Origin of the sequence: Agrobacterium sp. SORGH_AS 787 (assembly GCF_030819035.1) — a bacterium.
Classification (GTDB): domain Bacteria; phylum Pseudomonadota; class Alphaproteobacteria; order Rhizobiales; family Rhizobiaceae; genus Agrobacterium; species Agrobacterium larrymoorei_B.
On the sequence record NZ_JAUTBG010000002.1, the window covers coordinates 1,195,027 to 1,215,101 of the forward strand.

At 57.5% G+C, this 20,075-nt stretch carries 21 protein-coding genes and 1 pseudogene; 9 read left to right on the forward strand and 13 right to left on the reverse strand.

Features of this window, described 5'->3' with window-relative positions; all coding sequences use genetic code 11:
• The first annotated feature begins 55 nt into the window (after nt 1-55).
• Nucleotides 56-685: a uracil phosphoribosyltransferase gene (upp, locus tag QE435_RS15030; RefSeq protein ID WP_306930624.1), complete on the forward strand. Its 630-nt coding sequence runs from the start codon at nt 56-58 to the stop codon at nt 683-685.
• Nucleotides 686-859: 174 nt separating this feature from the next.
• Here upp and dnaA read toward each other — a convergent pair whose 3' ends face one another.
• From dnaA to mutM, 4 genes are all read right to left on the reverse strand, one after another.
• Nucleotides 860-2,329 (reverse strand): chromosomal replication initiator protein DnaA, encoded by a 1,470-nt coding sequence (gene dnaA / locus QE435_RS15035; RefSeq protein ID WP_306930625.1) that lies wholly within the window; start codon nt 2,327-2,329, stop codon nt 860-862.
• Between the two features lie 871 nt (nt 2,330-3,200).
• Nucleotides 3,201-3,467 carry a 30S ribosomal protein S20 gene (gene rpsT / locus QE435_RS15040; RefSeq protein ID WP_062427133.1) on the reverse strand — a complete coding sequence of 89 codons (267 nt, stop codon included), beginning with the start codon at nt 3,465-3,467 and terminating at the stop codon, nt 3,201-3,203.
• Between the two features lie 222 nt (nt 3,468-3,689).
• Nucleotides 3,690-4,463 carry an enoyl-CoA hydratase gene (locus tag QE435_RS15045; protein WP_306930628.1) on the reverse strand — a complete coding sequence of 258 codons (774 nt, stop codon included), beginning with the start codon at nt 4,461-4,463 and terminating at the stop codon, nt 3,690-3,692.
• Nucleotides 4,464-4,492: 29 nt separating this feature from the next.
• The gene (mutM, locus tag QE435_RS15050; protein ID WP_349041862.1) at nt 4,493-5,386 is read right to left on the reverse strand and encodes a bifunctional DNA-formamidopyrimidine glycosylase/DNA-(apurinic or apyrimidinic site) lyase; all 894 of its coding nucleotides are present in this window, start codon (nt 5,384-5,386) and stop codon (nt 4,493-4,495) included.
• A gap of 201 nt (nt 5,387-5,587) precedes the next feature.
• Between mutM and ubiE the strand changes: the two genes are divergently transcribed.
• On the forward strand, nt 5,588-6,364 hold the full coding sequence (gene ubiE, locus QE435_RS15055; RefSeq protein ID WP_306930631.1) for a bifunctional demethylmenaquinone methyltransferase/2-methoxy-6-polyprenyl-1,4-benzoquinol methylase UbiE: 777 nt from the start codon (nt 5,588-5,590) through the stop codon (nt 6,362-6,364).
• Between the two features lie 35 nt (nt 6,365-6,399).
• Complete coding sequence (gene ubiB, locus QE435_RS15060; RefSeq protein WP_349041863.1) at nt 6,400-7,974, forward strand: 2-polyprenylphenol 6-hydroxylase; 1,575 nt, start codon at nt 6,400-6,402, stop codon at nt 7,972-7,974.
• Between the two features lie 146 nt (nt 7,975-8,120).
• Here the strand turns inward: ubiB and hemW are convergent.
• From hemW to rph, 3 genes and pseudogenes are all read right to left on the reverse strand, one after another.
• Nucleotides 8,121-9,336: pseudogene (gene hemW / locus QE435_RS15065) on the reverse strand (radical SAM family heme chaperone HemW).
• A gap of 8 nt (nt 9,337-9,344) precedes the next feature.
• On the reverse strand, nt 9,345-9,989 hold the full coding sequence (gene rdgB / locus QE435_RS15070; RefSeq protein WP_309772218.1) for an RdgB/HAM1 family non-canonical purine NTP pyrophosphatase: 645 nt from the start codon (nt 9,987-9,989) through the stop codon (nt 9,345-9,347).
• Nucleotides 9,990-10,003: 14 nt separating this feature from the next.
• A complete protein-coding gene (gene rph, locus QE435_RS15075; protein ID WP_349041864.1) occupies nt 10,004-10,720 on the reverse strand; it encodes a ribonuclease PH in 717 nt (238 codons plus the stop codon).
• Between the two features lie 166 nt (nt 10,721-10,886).
• On the opposite strand from rph, the gene hrcA reads away from it, so the two are divergent.
• Both hrcA and grpE read left to right on the forward strand, forming a co-directional pair.
• Nucleotides 10,887-11,978 carry a heat-inducible transcriptional repressor HrcA gene (hrcA, locus tag QE435_RS15080; RefSeq protein WP_349041865.1) on the forward strand — a complete coding sequence of 364 codons (1,092 nt, stop codon included), beginning with the start codon at nt 10,887-10,889 and terminating at the stop codon, nt 11,976-11,978.
• A gap of 120 nt (nt 11,979-12,098) precedes the next feature.
• Nucleotides 12,099-12,734, forward strand: coding sequence for a nucleotide exchange factor GrpE (grpE, locus tag QE435_RS15085; RefSeq protein ID WP_306930646.1), 636 nt, complete (start codon nt 12,099-12,101; stop codon nt 12,732-12,734).
• Nucleotides 12,735-12,946: 212 nt separating this feature from the next.
• On the opposite strand, the gene ptsN is transcribed toward grpE, so the two are convergent.
• The 3 genes from ptsN to rpoN all read right to left on the reverse strand — a co-directional run bounded on the left by ptsN (nt 12,947) and on the right by rpoN (nt 15,815).
• Nucleotides 12,947-13,408 (reverse strand): PTS IIA-like nitrogen regulatory protein PtsN, encoded by a 462-nt coding sequence (gene ptsN / locus QE435_RS15090; protein ID WP_062427309.1) that lies wholly within the window; start codon nt 13,406-13,408, stop codon nt 12,947-12,949.
• 68 nt (nt 13,409-13,476) lie between these two features.
• The gene (raiA, locus tag QE435_RS15095) at nt 13,477-14,052 is read right to left on the reverse strand and encodes a ribosome-associated translation inhibitor RaiA (protein WP_349041866.1); all 576 of its coding nucleotides are present in this window, start codon (nt 14,050-14,052) and stop codon (nt 13,477-13,479) included.
• Nucleotides 14,053-14,276: 224 nt separating this feature from the next.
• Nucleotides 14,277-15,815: an RNA polymerase factor sigma-54 gene (gene rpoN / locus QE435_RS15100; protein ID WP_349041867.1), complete on the reverse strand. Its 1,539-nt coding sequence runs from the start codon at nt 15,813-15,815 to the stop codon at nt 14,277-14,279.
• On the opposite strand from rpoN, the gene QE435_RS15105 reads away from it, so the two are divergent.
• On the forward strand, nt 15,814-16,035 hold the full coding sequence (locus tag QE435_RS15105; RefSeq protein WP_349041868.1) for a hypothetical protein: 222 nt from the start codon (nt 15,814-15,816) through the stop codon (nt 16,033-16,035). The two genes, rpoN and QE435_RS15105, sit on opposite strands and share 2 nt — an antisense overlap.
• On the opposite strand, the gene lptB is transcribed toward QE435_RS15105, so the two are convergent.
• From lptB to lptC, 3 genes are read right to left on the reverse strand one after another with little or no spacing between them, the layout of a single operon-like run.
• Complete coding sequence (gene lptB, locus QE435_RS15110) at nt 16,025-16,822, reverse strand: LPS export ABC transporter ATP-binding protein (protein ID WP_309773119.1); 798 nt, start codon at nt 16,820-16,822, stop codon at nt 16,025-16,027. The genes QE435_RS15105 and lptB overlap by 11 nt on opposite strands.
• A gap of 25 nt (nt 16,823-16,847) precedes the next feature.
• A complete protein-coding gene (locus QE435_RS15115) occupies nt 16,848-17,420 on the reverse strand; it encodes an LptA/OstA family protein (RefSeq protein WP_349041869.1) in 573 nt (190 codons plus the stop codon).
• 12 nt (nt 17,421-17,432) lie between these two features.
• On the reverse strand, nt 17,433-18,098 hold the full coding sequence (lptC, locus tag QE435_RS15120) for an LPS export ABC transporter periplasmic protein LptC (RefSeq protein WP_349041870.1): 666 nt from the start codon (nt 18,096-18,098) through the stop codon (nt 17,433-17,435).
• A 245-nt stretch (nt 18,099-18,343) separates the two neighbouring features.
• Here lptC and sppA point away from each other — a divergent pair, with 245 nt between their 5' ends.
• The 3 genes from sppA (at nt 18,344) to QE435_RS15135 (ending at nt 20,057) form a co-directional block, all read left to right on the forward strand.
• Nucleotides 18,344-19,300, forward strand: a complete 957-nt coding sequence (gene sppA / locus QE435_RS15125) for a signal peptide peptidase SppA (RefSeq protein WP_349041871.1) — start codon at nt 18,344-18,346, stop codon at nt 19,298-19,300.
• Between the two features lie 26 nt (nt 19,301-19,326).
• Nucleotides 19,327-19,632: an integration host factor subunit beta gene (locus tag QE435_RS15130; RefSeq protein WP_062427118.1), complete on the forward strand. Its 306-nt coding sequence runs from the start codon at nt 19,327-19,329 to the stop codon at nt 19,630-19,632.
• 83 nt (nt 19,633-19,715) lie between these two features.
• Nucleotides 19,716-20,057, forward strand: a complete 342-nt coding sequence (locus QE435_RS15135; RefSeq protein WP_349041872.1) for a LapA family protein — start codon at nt 19,716-19,718, stop codon at nt 20,055-20,057.
• Nucleotides 20,058-20,075: the final 18 nt, after the last annotated feature.

Consider the following 20,075-nt stretch of genomic DNA (forward strand, 5'->3'; position numbering starts at 1 on the left):
ACCCGCATTTGGTCGAAGAGAACAAAGATAAAAGCAAAAGGAAAGGCCAGTTTCCATGGACGGCGTAACAGTCATCGATCACCCGCTTGTGCAGCACAAACTCACCTTCATGCGCAAGAAGGAAACATCCACTGCCGGCTTCAGGCGGTTGCTGCGCGAGATCTCCACGCTGCTATGCTACGAGGTAACACGCGATCTGGACCTCACCTCCGAGACTATCGAAACGCCTTTGGAGACCATTGAGGCACCGGTGCTGGAAGGCAAGAAGCTTGTGTTCGCTTCGATCCTGCGCGCCGGTAACGGCCTTCTCGAGGGCATGCTGGAACTTGTTCCCTCGGCGCGCGTGTCTCATATTGGTGTCTATCGCGATCACGATACGCTGGAAGCCGTCGAATATTACTTCAAGGCACCGGAAAGCCTGGATGCGCGCCTGATCATCGTCGTCGATCCCATGCTCGCAACCGGCAATTCCTCGATCGCTGCTGTCGAAAAGCTGAAAGAGCGGGGCGCGAAAAACATGCGCTTCCTCTGCCTGCTCGCAGCACCGGAAGGCATCAAGAACTTCCGCGAAGCCCATCCCGATGTGCCGATCTACACCGCGGCGATCGATCGCAAGCTGAATGAGAAGGGCTATATCGTGCCTGGCCTCGGTGACGCAGGCGACCGCATGTACGGAACGAAGTAAGCAGCATCACAGCTTTTCGCTCACAAACGAGAAAAGCCCGCCGTCGGAAACGACAGGCGGGCTTTTTCAATTGCGAGGCTGTGATTACGCGCGGCTTTTGTAAGGTGCTGGACGCCCCGCGCTTCATACAAGGACGAGAAAGGCGCGGTCAGGATCTCCCGCCGCGCCCTTTTATTAAGCGTTGTTTTCGTTGATCAGTCGCTTCAGCAGCTCGACCTCATGGCCAAGCTTGCTATCGCCGGAAATCAACTCCTCGATCTTGCGCACCGCGTGGAGCACCGTCGTGTGATCGCGCCCGCCGAAACGGCGACCGATTTCGGGGAAGGAGCGGGGGGTCAGCATCTTTGCGAGATACATGGCCACTTGACGCGGCTTGACGATGACGCGCGTGCGACGATTGGAGACAAGTTCCTGCCGCGAGACATTGTAGTGGCGCGCGACGATGCGCTGAATGTCTTCGATACGCACGCGCTTGGCTTCGCCTGCCCCAACGAGATGGGCGAGCAGCTCGTCCACGCGCTCAACCGACAGGTTGGGCTCGAAGGAGCGGCGGAAGATCAGCTGATTGAAAGCACCTTCCAGTTCACGACCGCTGGCGGTGACGCTGCGCGCCACGTGCGAGACGATGTCCTCGCTGATGTCAAAGCTTGGGTCTTCCTGGCGTGCAACTGCGATACGCTGCTTCAGCATCTCGTAGCGCATATCGTAATCCGGGCCTTCGATCTCGATGGCCATGCCGCCTTGCAGGCGCGAGCGAACGCGCGGGTCAAGCGATTCCAGCTCCCAAGGCGCGCGGTCTGCAGCAACCACGACCTGCTTGGCACTGTCGAGCAACATGTTCAGCAGATGGCAGAACTCATGCTGGATCATCTTGCCTTGCAGGAACTGCATGTCGTCGATGATCAGAAGGTCGATATTGCGCAGCGTATCTTTCAGCGTCAGCGCGTCATTGTCGCGAATAGCGGTGGCAAATCGCCACATGAAATATTCCGCGGTTAGATAGACGACGCGCGGATTGCGCGGGCTATCGACTGCGGCGTTCGCAATCGCCTGGAGAAGATGGGTCTTTCCAAGGCCGACGCCAGCATGAATAAACAGCGGATTAAACCGTACTGCACCTGCGCCAGCCTCGGCAATCGTCTTTGCGGCGGCAAGCGCGACGCGGTTCGACGACCCTTCGACGAAGGTGTCGAAGGTAAAGCGCGTATCGAGCGGCGAGCCGAACAGCGGACCAGAGCCCGACGAGCGCGGTGCCATGGTGGGTGCAGACGAACCCTGCTGGCTTGCAGCGCTGGTCATCTGCGGAGGGATGAACGGCTTGGAGCGCTGTGCGGAAGGTGCAATGTCCTGGACGGGCTGAACCCCGTCATCGGTCGCGGCGGCACGAACCGGACGGCTGGCCGAACGCACCAAAATCTCGACCTTCAGGACGTTGGGGTCCTCTGCCTGCACCAGGCTGGTCATCAGATCGATATAGCGGTTGTTGATCCAGGATTTCAAAAATGTCGTTGGAACCGTGAAGCGCACGACGCTCTTCGACATCGAGTGCAGCTTCAACCTGGCAAACCAGCTTGCGTAAACTTCAGGGCCGACCTGCGCCTTTAGTCGCGCGCTAAAGCGCTCGAACAGCGCGTCGTTCTTCATATCCGATATATTCCCCGCCGCATCATTGCAAACTGCATCACCAGCTTTCTGTGTGCGGTCCCCGTTTGTCACCGCACCCATCGCCAAATTCAATTGCATTACTGCCGCCTTTCAAATTGCCAATCATAGCCTGATGGAGCGCCAACGCTCCGCCAGAGATACCCCTCTTACTGTCCCCGTAAGGATGGCCCCTCGAAAACCATCCTGAAGCGCAAGGCTTCAACCGCGAGCCGGTTATCCCACTAACCTCTCCATCATGAAGAGGCATGCTACTCTCAACGCATACTCTCACATCACAACTCAGACACTTGTCATCAAGACATGCGTATAGATTTCTACAACCTATAAGGTTGCAGCCAAACACACCCAGTGACTTGAAAAAACGGGTCCGAAAAGAACCCGTCCGCAAGGAGCTGACGCCTTCGAACTTTGTTTCGAGATAGCTTGTGGAAAGATATCCGCGCCCCTTGTCGAGATACATTTAGGCAGGATCGCATACCGAGATCAATGGCGTTTTTTCTGTGGTTGCGCCGATCTGCCATTGACTCGTTGGAGCCGTTTTGCATCGCCGGCAGCCTTGTCTGGAGAATCGCTTATGAATCAATGAGATTCATTTTCGTGCTATTTTTGAGGACGATTTTGACAGAAAAATAAAAAAATACTTGACTCAAGATTGTGGCTGCCTTCCGCGGCGGAAGGAGGGTGTCCGTTGAAAGACCTTCTGCAAGTATTTGAAATTAAATGATTTTTTCCGTCACGCGTTTGACGCGTAAATGTCATGCTGGTTGCGAAACCGTTAACGGGTCGTTAGAATCGAAAAAAGCCCGGCCAAACGGCCAGGCTTTTCAATCACAATATTGTCTTAGCCGGATTAGGCCGACAGAGCCTTAACACGCTGTGCCAGACGAGAAACCTTGCGCGATGCAGTGTTGAAGTGCATGACGCCCTTCGTAGCTGCGCGCTGGATCTCTGGCTGTGCAGCCTTGAGGGCTTCGGTCGCAACAGCGAGATCGCCAGTTGCCAGGGCCTCTTCGACCTTGCGAATGAAACCGCGGACGCGCGAACGGCGAGCCTTGTTGACTGCGGTACGGCGAGCGATCTTGCGAGTCGCCTTTTTCGCCGAAGTTGTATTGGCCATGTATGCCTCTCTTCGAAATCAAACCAAAATCCGCAACCACAGGATAGGGTCGTTCGAAGACCTCATGTTCCAAAATTGCGGGAGTAACTGGGACAAGCCGGATGACTTTCCCTAACCGTGGGCGGGCATATAACCCTAAAGCCGCTGCCCGTCAACGCGTTTTGCGTAAAAACACCGAGATTCCGACTCCCGGAAGAACGGCGGCCTGGCAGGTACCGCGGCCTACTTGTTCTGGAACAGCGGCTTTCTCTTTTCGATGAAGGCTTCCATACCTTCTTTCTGGTCGTCCGTGGCAAAAAGCGACTGGAACAGGCGACGCTCGAACCGCAAACCCTCCGAAAGCGAAACCTCGAAGGAGCGGTTGACGCTTTCCTTCGCCATCAGCACGGAGGCCCGAGACAGTGACGCGATAAGGCTCGCCGCTTCGACCGCCTCATCCAGTAGACTTTCGACCGGTACGATACGCGAGACGAGACCGGCACGCTCGGCTTCGGCGGCATCCATCTTGCGCCCCGTCAGCACGAGGTCCATGGCCTTGGCCTTGCCGACGGCGCGGGTCAGCCTTTGCGAACCGCCCATGCCGGGAATGATGCCAAGCGTGATTTCCGGCTGACCGAACTTCGCCGTCTCGGAGGCGATGATGAAATCGCACATCATCGCGAGCTCGCATCCTCCGCCCAGCGCAAAGCCTGAGACGGCCGCGATCACCGGCTTGCGGCTTGCGGCCACATCATCCCACCCACCTAGAAAGTCACCGAGATAGGCATCGACGAAATTGAGCGTACTCATCTCCTTGATGTCGGCACCTGCCGCAAACGCCTTCTCCGATCCGGTAATGACGATGGCGCCGATGGAATCATCCAAAGAGAAGGCGGAGAGAATATGGCGCAGCTCTTTCAGCAGGGCGGAGTTCAGCGCGTTGAGCGCCTTGGGACGGTTGAGCGTGACGATACCGACTTCATCGCGCTTCTCGACAATGATCGTCTCGTAATCCATGGATTTTGTCCTATCCCTTTTTCGGGCCTCTATTTCTGACAGGCCGCACAATAGAATGTGGAGCGCCCGCTCTGCGTGATCCTCTCGACCGTACCCCCGCAATCGGGGAAACGGCAAGCATGGCCTTCTCGATCATAGACCGAAAAGGAATGCTGGAAATATCCAAGCGAGCCGTCGGTCTGGATATGGTCGCGTAGCGACGAGCCGCCGGCTGCAATTGCATCGGCGATCACCTCGCGGATATGTCGGGTCAGATCGTCCAATGCAGGCTTCGGCTTTCCCTTTTTTGTGACGAGCGTTGAAGCCGCGCGTAGCGGCGAAAGATGGGAGCGCCAGAGCGCTTCGCACACATAGATATTGCCAAGACCTGCAATGACTTTCTGATCGAGAAGAGCACCTTTCAGCGGCTGCGTCTTTCCCTCAAAGCGGCTGGCGAGGTATTCGGCGCTCAGTGCGTTTCCCGTCGGCTCGGGACCAAGGCCGGCGAAGGCGGGATAAAGGTCGATATCGGCGCGGCGCACTAGGTGCATGAAGCCGAAGCGGCGCGGATCATTATAGATGATGCGTGTCTTCGCTGTTCCGCGTCCCAGATGAAAGATCACATGGTCGTGCTTGCCATCCTTGGAGCGGGGATGGTGAAACTCCCCCGGCGTCTCTGCCTCCTCATTTCCGCTTTCGATGCGAAACGAGCCGGACATGCCGAGATGCGAAACGATGGTCAGGCCGTTGTCGAGTTCGATCAGCAGGTATTTCGCCCGGCGCCCGAGTGACAGGATTTCGCGACCCTCCACGAGTTCGGCAAAACCTTCCGGAAAAGGGAAACGCAGATCCGGGCGGGTGATCGTCAGGAGCTCGATCCGCGCGCCTTCCATGACGGGCGCTAAGCCGCGTCGAACGGTTTCCACTTCAGGCAATTCGGGCATGGTACTCTCTTCACCTCTGTTTATCGCGGCGACCTTGTGGTCTATAGACGGCACACATACATGTCGCGAGCCATATCTATGGTGCAACAGATAGCGTTGCAGAGCCGTTTCCGCTATGTGTTGGTTTAAAGAGTTAGAGCCCTTCATGCGTCTTAAAGCATGCACGGCGCTCTCGTCGCAATTGAAGAATGGAGACTGATCATGACCGATGCCCGCACGACAGCCGAAGGCGGCATGGAAACCTCCTATGGCTTCCGGCAGGTCAATGAGGGCCAGAAGCAGGGCATGGTCAATGACGTCTTCCATAAGGTTGCCAAGCGCTATGACATCATGAATGACGTGATGTCGGCCGGGCTGCACCGCGTTTGGAAAGACGCCATGGTCGCCGCACTTTCGCCACGCAAGGATCCATCCTACAAGGTTCTCGATGTGGCTGGCGGCACCGGCGATATCGCTTTCCGCATCGTCGAAGCCTCCAACCGCATGGCACATGCCACGGTTCTCGATATCAACGGCTCTATGCTCGGCGTCGGCGAGGAGCGCGCGGCCAAGAAAGGCCTGACGGAAAATCTGACCTTCGTCGAAGCCAATGCCGAAGAGTTGCCCTTCGAGGCCAACAGCTTCGATGCCTATACGATCGCCTTCGGCATTCGCAATGTCCCGCGCATCGATGTGGCGCTTTCGGAAGCCTATCGTGTGCTGAAGCGCGGTGGGCGGCTTCTGGTTCTGGAATTCTCCGAAGTGGAAATGCCGCTCCTCGACAAGGTCTATGATGCCTGGTCCTTCAACGCCATTCCGCAATTTGGCAAGATGATCACCGGAGACGCCGAGCCCTATCAGTATCTCGTCGAGTCGATCCGCAAATTCCCTCGCCAGGATGATTTTGCCGCCATGATCCGGACCGCCGGCTTCTCGCGCGTGAGCTACACCAACTATACCGGCGGAATTGCCGCGCTGCATTCCGGCTGGAAGCTCTGATCGATGGCATTTCCAGGACATAGCAAGGCATTCGCATGAGCACGCTTGGCGCCTATTTTCGACTCGCCAAGGTTGGCTGGGTACTCGTTCGCGAGGGTGTGGTTCTGGCGCTCCCGGATGAAGGCCTTCCGGCGTCGGCCAAATTCGTCAAGGGCATGCTCAAGCCCTTTGCGCGCAACACGGCCTTGAGAAGCGGGCGCAGCGATCGACTGTCAAAGGCGGTCAGCCGTCTTGGACCATCCTATGTCAAGATGGGCCAGTTCCTGGCAACCCGGCCGGATGTAGTTGGCGCAGACTTTGCCGCAGATCTTGCCGGTCTCCAGGACCGCATGGATTTCTTCCCCGCCGCTGCCGCCAAGGCCAATATCGAAGGCTCCCTCGGTCGCCCAATCTCTGAGCTCTATGTGGAATTCGGCGATCCGATTGCTGCAGCCTCCATCGCTCAGGTTCACCCAGCCGTCATCGATACGCCGTCAGGACGCAAGAAGGTTGCGGTCAAGGTTATACGTCCCGGCGTGCGCCAGCGCTTTCAGGACGACCTGGAAGCCATGTATCTGGTGGCCGATCTGCAGCAGCGTTTCGTCCGCTCTGCACGGCGTCTGCGGCCCGTGGAGGTCACCAAGACGCTGGAACAGACCACTAAGATCGAAATGGATCTTCGCCTCGAGGCGGCTGCACTCTCCGAGCTCGCCGAAAACACCAAGGGCGATCCGGGCTTCCGGGTGCCCGAGGTCGATTGGGAGCGCACCGGTCGCGACGTCGTCACCATGGAATGGATCGACGGGATCAAGATGTCGGATACCGATGCGCTGAAGGCGGCCGGTCACGACCTCAATGCGCTGGCCGATACGCTGATCCAGTCCTTCCTGCGCCACACGCTGCGCGACGGTTTCTTCCACGCGGACATGCATCCCGGCAATCTCTTCGTTGATCCGGCGGGCATTATTGTCGCGGTCGATATGGGCATTGCCGGACGGCTAGGCAAAAAGGAGCGCCGGTTCCTGGCGGAAATTCTCTACGGCTTCATCACCCGCGACTACATGCGGGTGGCCGAAGTGCATTTCGAGGCCGGCTATGTGCCGTCCCACCATGACATGGCAAGCTTCGCCCAGGCGATCCGCGCCATCGGCGAGCCGATCCACGGCCAACCGGCCGAAACCATCTCCATGGGCAAGCTCCTGACGCTGCTCTTCGAAGTCACCGAACTTTTCGACATGGAAACGCGTCCCGAATTGGTCATGCTGCAAAAGACCATGGTCGTCGTGGAGGGTGTCTCGCGTATCCTCAATCCGCGCTTCAACATGTGGAAGGCGGCAGACCCCGTCGTCAGTGGCTGGATCCGCGACAACCTTGGCCCGAAGCGCATCGTCACCGATCTGAAGGACGGCGTGAAGGCAGCGATCAAGCTGGCGGAAGCTGCACCCGAGATCGCGGCGAAGACCGAGAAGCTGCACTCCGAGCTGATGTATATGAGCGAAAACGGCTTGCGCTTCGACGAACGCACGGCTGAAGCCATCGGCAAGTCAGAAGCCCGTCACACCCGTTGGGGCCGCCTGGCGCTTTGGGTGATTGCGGTGACGCTGATCTATATCGCTGTCAGGATCAGTTGATCCGATGGCGACCGGCGCGCTCTTAGGGCAATAAAGCATGTCGCGCAAAACTGTGCGGCGGTTTTTGCGATAACGTCATGCGACAAGAAACAGGCCTAAAGCGTAAGGAGCGAATCTAAAGATCGCGACATGCTTTAGAGCGCCGTTTAAGCGAGATCGGCCACCACCGAGTCGAGGATCAGCATGCCGGATGGGGTGCAGCGGACGCGGGAATTTCCAAGCCGCTCGAGGAAGCCGTGTTCCAGTAAAACGGCCTCGCGATCCGGGTCGAGATCACGGCCTGAGAACTCGCTCCAGCGGGCGAGATCAACGCCTTCGCGCAGGCGCAGTCCCATCAGCAGCAACTCGTCGGCCTGTTCATCGCGCCCCAGCATTTCCTGATCCACCATGCCATGCCCATCGCGCTCCACGGCTTGCAGCCATGTTTCGGGATGGCGCTCGGTCGCGGTTGCGAGTTTGGCGCCGCGCTGGGTGAGACGTCCATGGGCACCGGGGCCGATCCCGGCATAGTCGCCATAGCGCCAATAGGTCAGGTTGTGACGGCTCTCGGCACCCGGGCGAGCGTGATTGGAAACCTCGTAGGCCGGAAGACCGTGGCGAGCGGTAATCTCCTGCGTTGCCTCGTAAAGCACAGCGGATTGCTCGCCATCGGGAACGATCAGCTTGCCCGCCTTGTGAAGTCCATAGAAGGCCGTGCCTTCCTCGATCGTCAGCTGATAGAGCGACAGATGATCGACAGCATAGGAGATGGCCTCTTTGAGTTCCTTCTCCCACTCGTCCACCGTCTGGTTGGGGCGAGCATAAATAAGATCGAAGGACATGCGCGGGAAGATTTCACGCGCCAGCCGGATGGCTTTCAGCGCATCCGCCACATCATGCAGGCGTCCGAGGAACTTTAGATCGCGATCATTCAGCGCCTGCACACCCATGGAAACACGATTGACGCCGGCTGCCCTGTAGCCGCGAAAACGCTCGGCTTCCACGCTGGAGGGATTGGCCCTCCATCGTAATCTCGATGCCATCCGGCACGCGCCAGTGGCGGGCGATACCGTCCAGAATGGCGCCGACCGTCTGCGGGTCCATCAGCGATGGTGTGCCGCCGCCCATGAAAATGCTGGTGACGACCTTCGGGCCGCTCAACTGCCGCATCGTTTCCATTTCGCGCAGGAAGGCGGCGACAAAGCGCTCCTGATCCACGGGCTGGTGGCGAACATGGCTGTTGAAATCGCAATAGGGACACTTGGCCGCGCAGAAAGGCCAGTGAACATAGATGCCGAAGCCCGGCTCGCCTGTATCCGGCAGCAGGTCCGCATATCCGGACGGATGTGCGCCGGGCGCAGGAAAAAGGCCGCTCCCGGTCATCGTGCTGCTCATGCCTCCAGGCAGGTTTCGACAAAGATCTTGAAAGCGCGTGCGCGGTGCGACAGCGCTGCCGCATCGCCCTGGCGCCAGCCATGCTTTTCTTCGGACGACATTTCGCCGAAGCTCGTCGCATAGCCTTGCGGCTGGAAGATCGGATCGTAGCCGAAGCCGCTCGTGCCACGCGGCGGCCAGACGATCGTGCCGTCCACCTCACCGCGGAAAAACTCGGTGTGACCGTCCGGCCAGGCGAGGCACAGCACGCTGACGAAGCGGCTCGTGCGTTGCTCCGGTGTCGTCGCACCACGTTCCTGAAGCGCGTTTTCCACCTTTTGCATCGCCATAGCGAAATCGCGTGTGCCGTTGCCGGTTTCCGCCCAGTCCGCAGTGTAGACGCCCGGCGCGCCGTCCAGCGCATCGATCACCAGACCGGAATCGTCGGACAGCGCCGGCATGCCGGATGCCTTGGCTGAAGCGAGCGCCTTGATCGCAGCATTCTCTTCGAATGTCGTGCCCGTCTCCGCCGGCTCTTCGAAATTCAGTTCGGCGGCCGATTTTGCCGAAAAACCGAGAGGGCCGATCAGTTCGGCGATCTCGGCGATCTTGCCCTTGTTGTGGCTGGCAACGACGATGGTTCTCGTATCAAGTTTGCGCATGGTCTTGGTCCCGTTCAGGCAATCGCCTGCTTCTGCATCTCGACGAGTTCCGCACAGCCCGCCTTGGCAAGACTAAGCAGCGTCAGAAATTCTTCTTCCGAGAAAGGCTTGCCTTCGGCTGTGCCCTGAATTTCAACGATGCCGCCGGAGCCGGTGATGACGAAATTGGCGTCGGTCTCTGCAGAAGAGTCTTCCAGGTAATCGAGATCGATCACTGGTTGATTGGCGAAGATGCCGCAGGAGATGGCGGCGATGTGGTCCTTCAGAACCTTTTCGACCTTCAGCATATTGCGGCTTTCCATCCACTTCAGGCAGTCATGAAGGGCAATCCATGCACCCGTGATGGAGGCGGTGCGCGTACCGCCATCGGCCTGGATGACGTCGCAGTCGATGCTGATCTGACGTTCGCCAAGTGCTTGCAGATCGACGACGGCACGCAGCGAGCGGCCGATGAGGCGCTGGATTTCCTGCGTTCTGCCGCCCTGCTTACCGGACGATGCTTCGCGCTTCATCCGCTCGTTGGTGGAGCGGGGAAGCATGCCGTATTCGGCTGTGACCCAGCCCTTGCCGCTGTTGCGCAGCCACGGTGGCGTCTTGTCTTCGAGGCTCGCCGTCACCAGAACATGCGTATCGCCGAATTTGACGAGACAGGAGCCTTCGGCATGCTTGGAGAAGTTGCGCTCGAAGGAGACCTTGCGCATCTGGTCGGTTTTTCTGCCTGAGGGCCGCATATCGTTTCTCTCCGTCTCTTAACTTCCCGCCTTCTAAGGTCAGGGCGACGCTTTTGCAAAGGAAAAGCGGAAGAACAGGGCCTATAGCCGAATTTCCATTTTCACTTGGAAGACCGAGTGACTATATTCAAGACAGTCAAAAACAGCTTGGGGAATAACAAGCGGCATGGGCATAACTCCTCCTATTAGTAGAGAGCCGGGTGCGCTTCTGGATGATCGCTCGCGCGAAATCTTCCGGCGTATTGTCGAAGGCTATCTGGAAACGGGCGAACCGCTCGGTTCGCGCAGTCTCTCGCGCCTGCTTCCCATGTCGCTGTCGCCTGCCTCCGTGCGCAATGTCATGAGCGATCTGGAGGAACTCGGCCTCATTTATTCGCCCCATGTCAGCGCCGGACGCCTGCCGACCCAGACCGGTCTTCGCTTTTTTGTCGATGCCTTCATGCAGGTGGGCGAACTGCCTGAGGCCGAGCGTGCCAATATCGATCGTCAGATCGGCCCGATCTCCGGGCGCGAACAGTCTCTCGAAGGCCTGCTGTATGAAGCAAGCAGCATGCTCTCGGGCATGTCGCGCGGAGCTGGCTTGGTGCTGACCGCCAAGAACGATGCCGTGCTCAAACATGTAGAGTTCATCCGGCTCGAGCCCACCAAGGGTCTCGCCATTCTGGTCGGTGACCACAATCAGGTCGAAAACCGCATCATTGAGCTGCCGTCCGGCATCACCTCCTCGCAACTGACGGAGGCGGCCAACTTCATCAATGCGCATCTCGGTGGCCAGACGCTGCCCGAGCTTCGCAGCCAGATAGCACGACAGAAGAACGAACTTCAAAGCGCGCTGAGCACGCTGGCACAGGATCTGGTAGAGCGGGGGCTTGCCGTCTGGTCCGGCGACAATGAGGAAGGCAAGCTTGGACGTCTCATCGTTCGCGGTCGCTCCAATCTCCTCGAGGGCCTAGCCGGCGAAGAGGACATCGACCGCGTTCGGCTTCTCTTTGATGATCTGGAGCGCAAGGAGAACCTGATCGAGATCCTCAATCTGGCTGAAACGGGCTCGGGTGTGCGAATTTTCATCGGCTCGGAGAACAAGCTGTTTTCGCTTTCGGGCTCGTCACTGATCGTCGCGCCCTATAAGGATGACGAGAACCGGGTGGTGGGCGCTGTCGGCGTCATCGGCCCGACGCGGCTCAACTATTCCCGCATCGTGCCCATGGTGGATTACACCGCCCAGATCATGGCGCGTCTTTCCACCAAGCGACGCTGACCGCGACGCTCGCTTGAAAAATCGCTCCTTTTTCCCGTAAGCCTTGATTTTTGCATGGCAAAGCTCGATATCGGGCTCAATCTCATTGCAAGCCACACGACATATAATCTGGAGAACGTCATGACTGATGACACCAACAAGACCGGACCTGACGCAGGCGCTGCCGAAGAAGCAGTGGAAGCGACGACGGCGGACAATGCGGTGCCGGAGCAGGCAGAACCCGATCCGGTGGATGTGCTGAAAGCCGAGAATGCCGATCTTCGCGACAAGTTTCTGCGCCTGGCAGCCGAAATGGACAATCTCCGTCGCCGTACTGAACGCGATGTGAAAGATGCGAAAGCCTATTCGGTTGCGGGCTTTGCGCGCGACATGCTGGCCGTCTCCGACAATCTTCGTCGCGCGCTAGACACGATTCCCGAAGAGCTGAAGGCAAGCGCTGAAGCCAATATCAAGGGCCTGATCGAAGGCGTCGACATGACCGAGCGTTCCATGCTCTCCGCGCTTGAACGTCATGGTGTGAAGAAGATCGACGCCGAAGGCCAGAAGTTCGATCCGAACTTCCACCAGGCCATGTTCGAAATCCCAAACACCACCGTTCCGAACAACACCGTCGTTCAGGTGGTGCAGGCTGGTTTCACCATCGGTGACCGCGTTCTGCGTCCAGCCATGGTCGGCGTTGCCAAGGGCGGCCCTAAGGTTGAAACGCCGGCAGGTGCTGAGCCCGGCACAAGCGGTCTGAATGAGAAGGACGCCTGAAAGCGTTCTTCGTCTTCATCTGACCAATAGGACAAAGGCCCGGATATCTGATCGATATCCGGGCCTTTGTTTTACAGCATCGGCCCGAAAATCGGACTCGCTTTTCGGAAAGCACGATGCCTAGATTCAAAAATGTAAAACGCCGTGCGTCCAATAGGACGCACGGCGCTTTAAACGTCGAGGCACTCTTCGCGTGAACCGAAACTTGGCGTTCAGGCCGCGTTCACCTGCTCCTGGTTAAGAAAGGTGTAGATCGCCGTGTCGGAATCGGTCGCGCGCAGTTTCGCTACCAGTTCCGGGTCGCGCAGAACGCGGGCAATCCGCGACAGGGCCTTCAGGTGGTCGGCGCCAGCACCTTCCGGTGCGAGCAGAAGAAACACGAGATCGACCGGCTGGTCGTCGAGCGCTTCGAAATCGACGGGCGTTTCAAGGCGTGCGAAGACGCCGGTAATGGAGGAGATGCTGCTAAGTTTCCCATGAGGAATAGCAATGCCGTGACCGACGCCGGTGGAGCCGAGCCGCTCACGCTGCAAGATGACGTCGAATACGTCCCGCTCGGACACCCCGGTAATACGGGACGCCTTTGCTGCCAGTTCCTGAAGGAGTTGCTTCTTGGAATTGACCTTTAGCGCGGGAATAATCGCATCTTGGTGCAGCAAATCTGCCAATGCCATTTCTTTTTCCTTCATGCCATCGAGACGAACCGGAAGACGCTTGGGGGCGCCTTCCGGGTCTTTAGACTTCAGCTCTTGATCATCGTCGCGTCGACCCAGCCGATGTTTCCATCGTTGCGCCGGTAGACGATGTTGAGTTCCTTCGACGGGCTGCGGAATAGCAGGACTGGCTCATCGGTCATATCGAGAGCCATGACTGCGCTTGCAACCGTCATGGTTTTGATCTGTTTGGACGTCTCGGCCACGATCGTTGGCGCGAAATCCTCCGCGATTTCCTCATCCTCATCCGGGACCGCGTCCATCACCCTGTAGGCGACTTCCTCATCGATCCCCTTTGAAGCTGAACCGTTATGGTGATCCTTGAGCCTGCGCTTGTAACGACGCAGGCGCTTTTCAATACGCTCTGCCGCCGCATCGAAGCTGGCTTGCGGATCGTTGGCCTGTCCTGCCGCGTGCAGAACGACCCCGGTATCGAGGTGGATCTTGCAATCCGCAGCAAAAAGCTGGCCGGACTTCGCGACCGTCACCTGGCCGGAATACCCCCCATCGAAGTATTTGGTAACGGCTTGGCTTATATTGTCCTCGATCTTTTGACGGAAAGACTCGCCCACATCCATATGTTTACCAGATACACGCACACTCATGGAATTTTTCCTTTTTCAGTGATTTGCGTATACCAGCTTACGTCAAGCTGAGCGCTCATCCAAGCGTTTCGCGACCTCTTTCGTCCCTTTGCAGGCGAATGCCGCCATACGTGGAACACAACTCTCTCGCCAGACCCCCGTCTTATCTGCGGCGAGCTTCTAGCCTTGTCGACAAGGCAAGTCAATTGTCAATCTTAAGTATTTGTAAACTATAAAAGAATGGCTCAAGCTGAAGCCATGCGGGCCATCGCTTTTTTCTCCCGACGGCGCTGCACGGAGGAGGGGATGTTCATCGCTTCACGATATTTTGCGACAGTCCGTCGCGCAAGATCGATGCCACTTTTTTTCAGCTGATCGACGATATCGTCGTCGGAAAGAACAGAGCTCGGCGCTTCCTGCGCGATCATTGTGCGGATGCGATGACGAACCGCTTCTGCCGAGTGGTTGTCGCCACCTTCGGACGAGCCGATGGAGACGCTAAAGAAATATTTGAGTTCGAAGACGCCCCGTGGCGTCAACATGTACTTGCGCGAGGTGACGCGGCTGACCGTCGATTCATGCATCTTGATGGCGTCGGCGACCTGCTTGAGGTTAAGGGGACGCAAGTGGTCGACCCCATGCAGCAGAAACGCATCCTGCTGCCGGACGATTTCGCTCGCCACCTTCATGATCGTCCTTGCCCGCTGATCGAGACTGCGTGTCAGCCAGTTGGCCGTTTGCATGCAGGTGGAGAGGAATTCGCCGTCTTCCCCCGCGCGCGGTTTCAGCTTGGACACCTCCGTGAAATAGCTGTGGTTGACCAGCACGCGCGGCAGTGTTTCCGGGTTGAGGTCGATCAGCCAGCTTCCATCGGTGGAGGGATGGACGATGATGTCCGGTATGATGGTCTCGCACGAGCCAGTCTCGAAGCCAGCACCAGGACGAGGATTAAGACTGCGGATCTCGCTCAGCATATCGAGAAGGTCGTCCTCATCGACACCGCAAAGCTTTTTGAGCGTGGCAAAATCGCGCTTGGCCAGAAGATCGAGGTTGCCGACGAAAGCATGCATGGCCGGGTCGAGCCGGTCTTTCTGTTGCAGCTGGATCGACAGGCATTCGCTGAGGGAGCGAGCAAAGACACCCGGCGGATCGAAGCTTTGCAGGACGCGCAGGACCGCCTCGACATCCTTTTCCGGGCGTCCTAGCCGCTCGGAAACATCACTGACGGCGTCAGCCGAGATATAGCCGGTCTCGTCGAGATGATCGAGCAGAGCATCGGCTGTCATGCTGTCGGTAAGACCGGTGACCGAAAACGGCACCTGCTGTGCAATGTGGTCGCGCAGGCTCGGTTTGCGCGCGACGAAATCATCGAGATCGTAATCACCAGCCTCCGCGCCAGGCATGGATTTCCATTGGCCAAGAAGCTCCGGTGCGTCGGCTTTGCGTCCGCTCTCGTCATCCGGAAACACATTGCTGAAACTGGTGTCCAGCGCCTCGTTGAGGATAGGGGCATCATCACCGTACCATTCCACCGTTTCGGTCGTATGGGATGATTCAATACTGTCTACGGTTTGCGAACTCGCGATGTCGTCGCTGCCGAATGTTTCGCCAGGATCGCTGTCATTTGCCGCTATTTCAAGCAGAGGGTTCTTTTCGACTTCCTGGGCGATGAAGCTGACCAACTCGATATGCGTCATCTGAAGCAGCTGGATCGACTGCATCAGCTGAGGAGTCATCACAAGTGACTGATTTTGACGCAACAACAGGCTGGCGGACAAGGCCATGGCGGACGCTCGACTCCCAAACATGCCTTGTTTTGCAGAAATTTTTTGTTGTCTGGCAAAACAAGAAAAACTTGGCCCAAAAATTGCTTTTTATTTGGGTTTGGTCAAGATCAAGAGTGGGGTCAAAAGGAAGATTCTTTTGCGGGAACGCTGTGATATCATCACTTTCCTGCAAGAACTGCCACGCTTTCAGGCCGGAAAATGCGGCCTCAAAGGCTGAAGTTGTTTCCGAGATAGAGGCGACGAACATCGGCATTGTTGACGATCTCGTCGGCCCGGCCATGGGTCAGCACTTCGCCCGCATGAATAATGTAGGCGCGGTCGATAAGGCCCAGCGTTTCGCGCACATTATGATCGGTAATCAAAACGCCGATCCCGCGTGCCGTCAAGTGGCGCACGAGATTCTGAATGTCGCTGACGGAAATCGGATCGACGCCCGCAAAGGGTTCGTCGAGCAGCATGAAGGTCGGATCAGTCGCAAGAGCACGTGCGATCTCAAGACGACGGCGTTCGCCGCCTGAAAGAGCGACCGCTGGAGATTTGCGCAACTGCGAGATGTGAAACTCTTCCAGCAACTCGTCGAGTTTGCGGTTTCGCTTCTTCTCGTCCTTTTCATGCACTTCCAGGACGGCGCGAATATTGTCTTCCACGGTCAGTCCGCGAAAGATCGACGCTTCCTGCGGAAGATAGCCGACGCCAAGGCGCGCGCGGCGATACATGGGCATGCCCGTCACATCATTGCCATTGATGGCGATCTTGCCATCATCCACGGGAACGAGGCCGGTGATCATATAAAAGCAGGTGGTCTTGCCCGCACCGTTCGGTCCCAGAAGCCCGACAGCCTCTCCGCGACGCACGACAAGCGACACGCCGTTGACGACGCGGCGCGTGTTATAGGTCTTGGTCAGGCCGTGGGCGATCAAGGTGCCTTCATAGCGAGATTTATCGCCCGCATTCGCCTCGGCTGTCGACGGGCGTGCGGAATCTCTGCCAAGAAGCTTTGAAATCAGAGGTATTGTCACGATGGGCGGCTTACTGCTTTTTCTGCGATTTTGGATCGAGCATAATGCGGACTGGGCCGCCACAGCTCTCCAGCTTGGCTTCGCCGGTATTCATCAGCACCGTCAGCTTGCAGCCGGTGAAGACGTTGGTGTCCTGCGACAGGACGACCTGCTTGCCGGAAAGCGTAAAGGTCTGCGACGCCATGTCGAACTCGCCATGATCGGCGGTCGCCTTCTGTGTGCCGGACGTCAGGTAAACGGAGTTATCGACGAAAATCTTGTCGATATCGGCATCGCCGCCGGTCACCGATGTCGTTTGCCCGTCGCCCTTGTTCTTGTAGAGAACCGTCATCTTGCCGGCCTGCAGCGTGGTCGTTCCCTGAACGACTTTCACATTGCCGGTGAAGTAGGCCTTGTGCTCCTGGTCGCGCACTTCGAGCTGATCGCTCTCAATCGCAATCGGCTGGTCGCTGGAAAGCTTCATGCCGTCCATCTTGCTGGTCGTGTTCTGAGCAAGGGCGGGCATGGAAAGGCATGCCATAAGAATGGCAGCCGAAATTCCAGAAGTTCTCTTGAAGGGGGCGTTGCGGGAAATCTGCATCATCTGGTCGGGCTCTCACTTGCCTGCGTTCTGAATGGTGGATGCAGCTATACGCGCTCGTACCTGCCCCGAAAATACAATCGTTCTGCCATTATCGGCTATGCGTAGGCTTTCCGCCACAATCGAGCCTTCCTTCGTGGTGATGTCGACCGGCTGGTCGCTCTCCATCGTTCCCGCTTTCAGGTCGACATTGGCAGACTGAAATTTGGCTTTTAGGCCATTGCTCAGATTGATGTCAAAGGGCGCCGTCATTTTCAACTTATTTGTCGTGCGGTCGAAGATGCCTTCCTGTGCCACCACCTGCGCCACGATGTCATTCATCGGCACGGCGGCCAGCACTTTCTCGAGCGTCATCAGGTTCGGCGTCGTCACGTCCTGAAGCGCGCGCTCGGCATTCATCGAATAGTCGAAACCCTTGTTGTTGCGCCCGGCCAGAGCCGGCTTTTCCATGACGATCTTTCCGTCCTCGATCGAGGCGCTTTGCAACGACACTTCGGCCGGAAGCCATGTGCGGGCAAGCGAGACACCGATGAAAGCAAGCGAAACGAGCGCTGCTGCGATCGGAAGCCCGATCTTCAGCCTTTTGACGCGCGCGGAATGGCGTCTCGCCAGAGCGTAGGCGTCAGGCAGATTGTCAGCCACCGCTAATCCCGGCGCCGGTTGATTAAGTCTTTCGAGCATTCGTCAAATCCGGAGATCCTTAAGTGCAACTTATAGTCGCACGCAGACCTTTACATATTTATCTTACGTGTTTGGCACGATGGCCTTGCCCTGCCAATATGGTTTTTATCAGAAAGTGCGCAAGAGCCGGATGTTTTTTATAAAAACCGCGCTTTGCAAGTTCTCGCGCTTGCAAGAGGCCGTGACAAGGTTCATATGCCCGTGGCGAAGTTGAAGCTTAATTGCCGTGAAGCGAAGGTGATTTGATGGACCAAATGGCAATCGCAGACCGCAGGCAACTGCGCCGCAAGCTCACATTCTGGCGGGTTGCTTCCGTTCTCTTGCTGATAGCGGCCCTTTTTGCCGTCTATCGCTTCGCTCTCGCAGAGCCGGAGTTAAGCGCAAGGCCGCATATCGCCAAGATCGAGATCAGCGGCCTGATCCAGGACGACACCGAACTCCTGGAGCGGCTTCAAAAAATTGCAGACAGCACCAGCGCCAAGGGCCTGATCGTTTCCATCTCTTCGCCGGGCGGCACCACCTATGGCGGCGAGCGCATCTTCAAGGCGATCCGGGCCGTTGCAGACAAGAAGAAGCCGGTGGTTTCCGACGTTCGCACGCTTGCGGCCTCCGCGGGCTACATGATTGCGACTGCCGGCGATACCATCGTCGCAGGCGATACCTCGATCACTGGCTCCATCGGTGTAATCTTCCAGTATCCGCAGGTCGGACCGCTGCTCGACAAGCTCGGCGTGTCACTGCAGGAAATCAAATCCTCACCGATGAAGGCAGAGCCATCGCCCTTCCATGAGCCGCCCGAACAAGCGAAGGTCATGATCCGCAACATGGTCATCGACAGCTACAACTGGTTCGTCGATCTGGTGGCCGACCGGCGCAAGCTGCCGCGCGACGAGGTGTTGAAGCTTGCCGATGGGTCGATCTTCACCGGTCGTCAGGCGGTTGCGGTCAAGCTCATCGACACGCTCGGCGGCGAAAACGAGATCAAGTCCTATTTCGAGAGCCGTGGCTTGGCGAAGGATTTGCCAATCATCGAGTGGACAGCCCCATCGAAGCGTTCTCCCTTTTCCATCTTCAGCGTCGCAGGTCTCGCAAAAATGCTGGGCTTGGATGAATTTTTCCCGATTGCAGCGTCCCGCCAGCTGGGCACCGACAAGTTGTTTCTTGACGGTCTTGTTTCGGTTTGGCAGGTTGATGGCCGATAAAAACCCAATCCTTTCAGGGGGCAACCGTGATTAAGTCTGAACTGGTGCAGATCGTTGCTGCGCGTAACCCGCACCTGTATCACCGCGATGTCGAAAATATCGTCAATGCGGTTCTTGATGAAATCACCGATGCGCTTGCTGCTGGCAATCGTGTCGAACTTCGTGGATTTGGCGCATTCTCGGTGAAGAACCGGCCCTCACGCTCCGGACGGAACCCGCGTACGGGTGAGTCCGTTTTTGTCGAGGAAAAATGGGTTCCCTTCTTCAAGACCGGCAAGGAGCTTCGCGAAAGGCTCAATCCGGGTATGGGCGACGTCGAAGACGAGGATTGAGCGCAATCAACGCTCGACGCTTCGCAATCCGGCGTGACGTTCATCCAGATTGCATGAAGGCCCCCAAAGACGGAGTATGTTGAATGTCGAAGAAGATCGTCAACCTGTTGATCCTGCTGCCGCTGGCGATCATTCTGATCATCCTGTGCGTGGCGAACCGTGAGAGCGTGACATTGGCGCTCAATCCGTTTCAACCAGACGACAGCGTTCTGTCTTTCACCGCACCTTTCTTCGTTTTCATTTTTCTGTCGGTTTTGTTCGGCATTTTCCTTGGCTCCGCCGCAACCTGGATTTCGCAAGGCAAGCATCGCAAGCGCGCTCGCCTAGAAGCGAAAGAAGCCATTCGCTGGCATGATGAGGCCACCAAGGCAGCGGCTAACCCGCAAACGACATCGCCGGTTTCAAGGCAGCTCGCCGCGAAATAGGCGCTCGCCCCGGTTCTT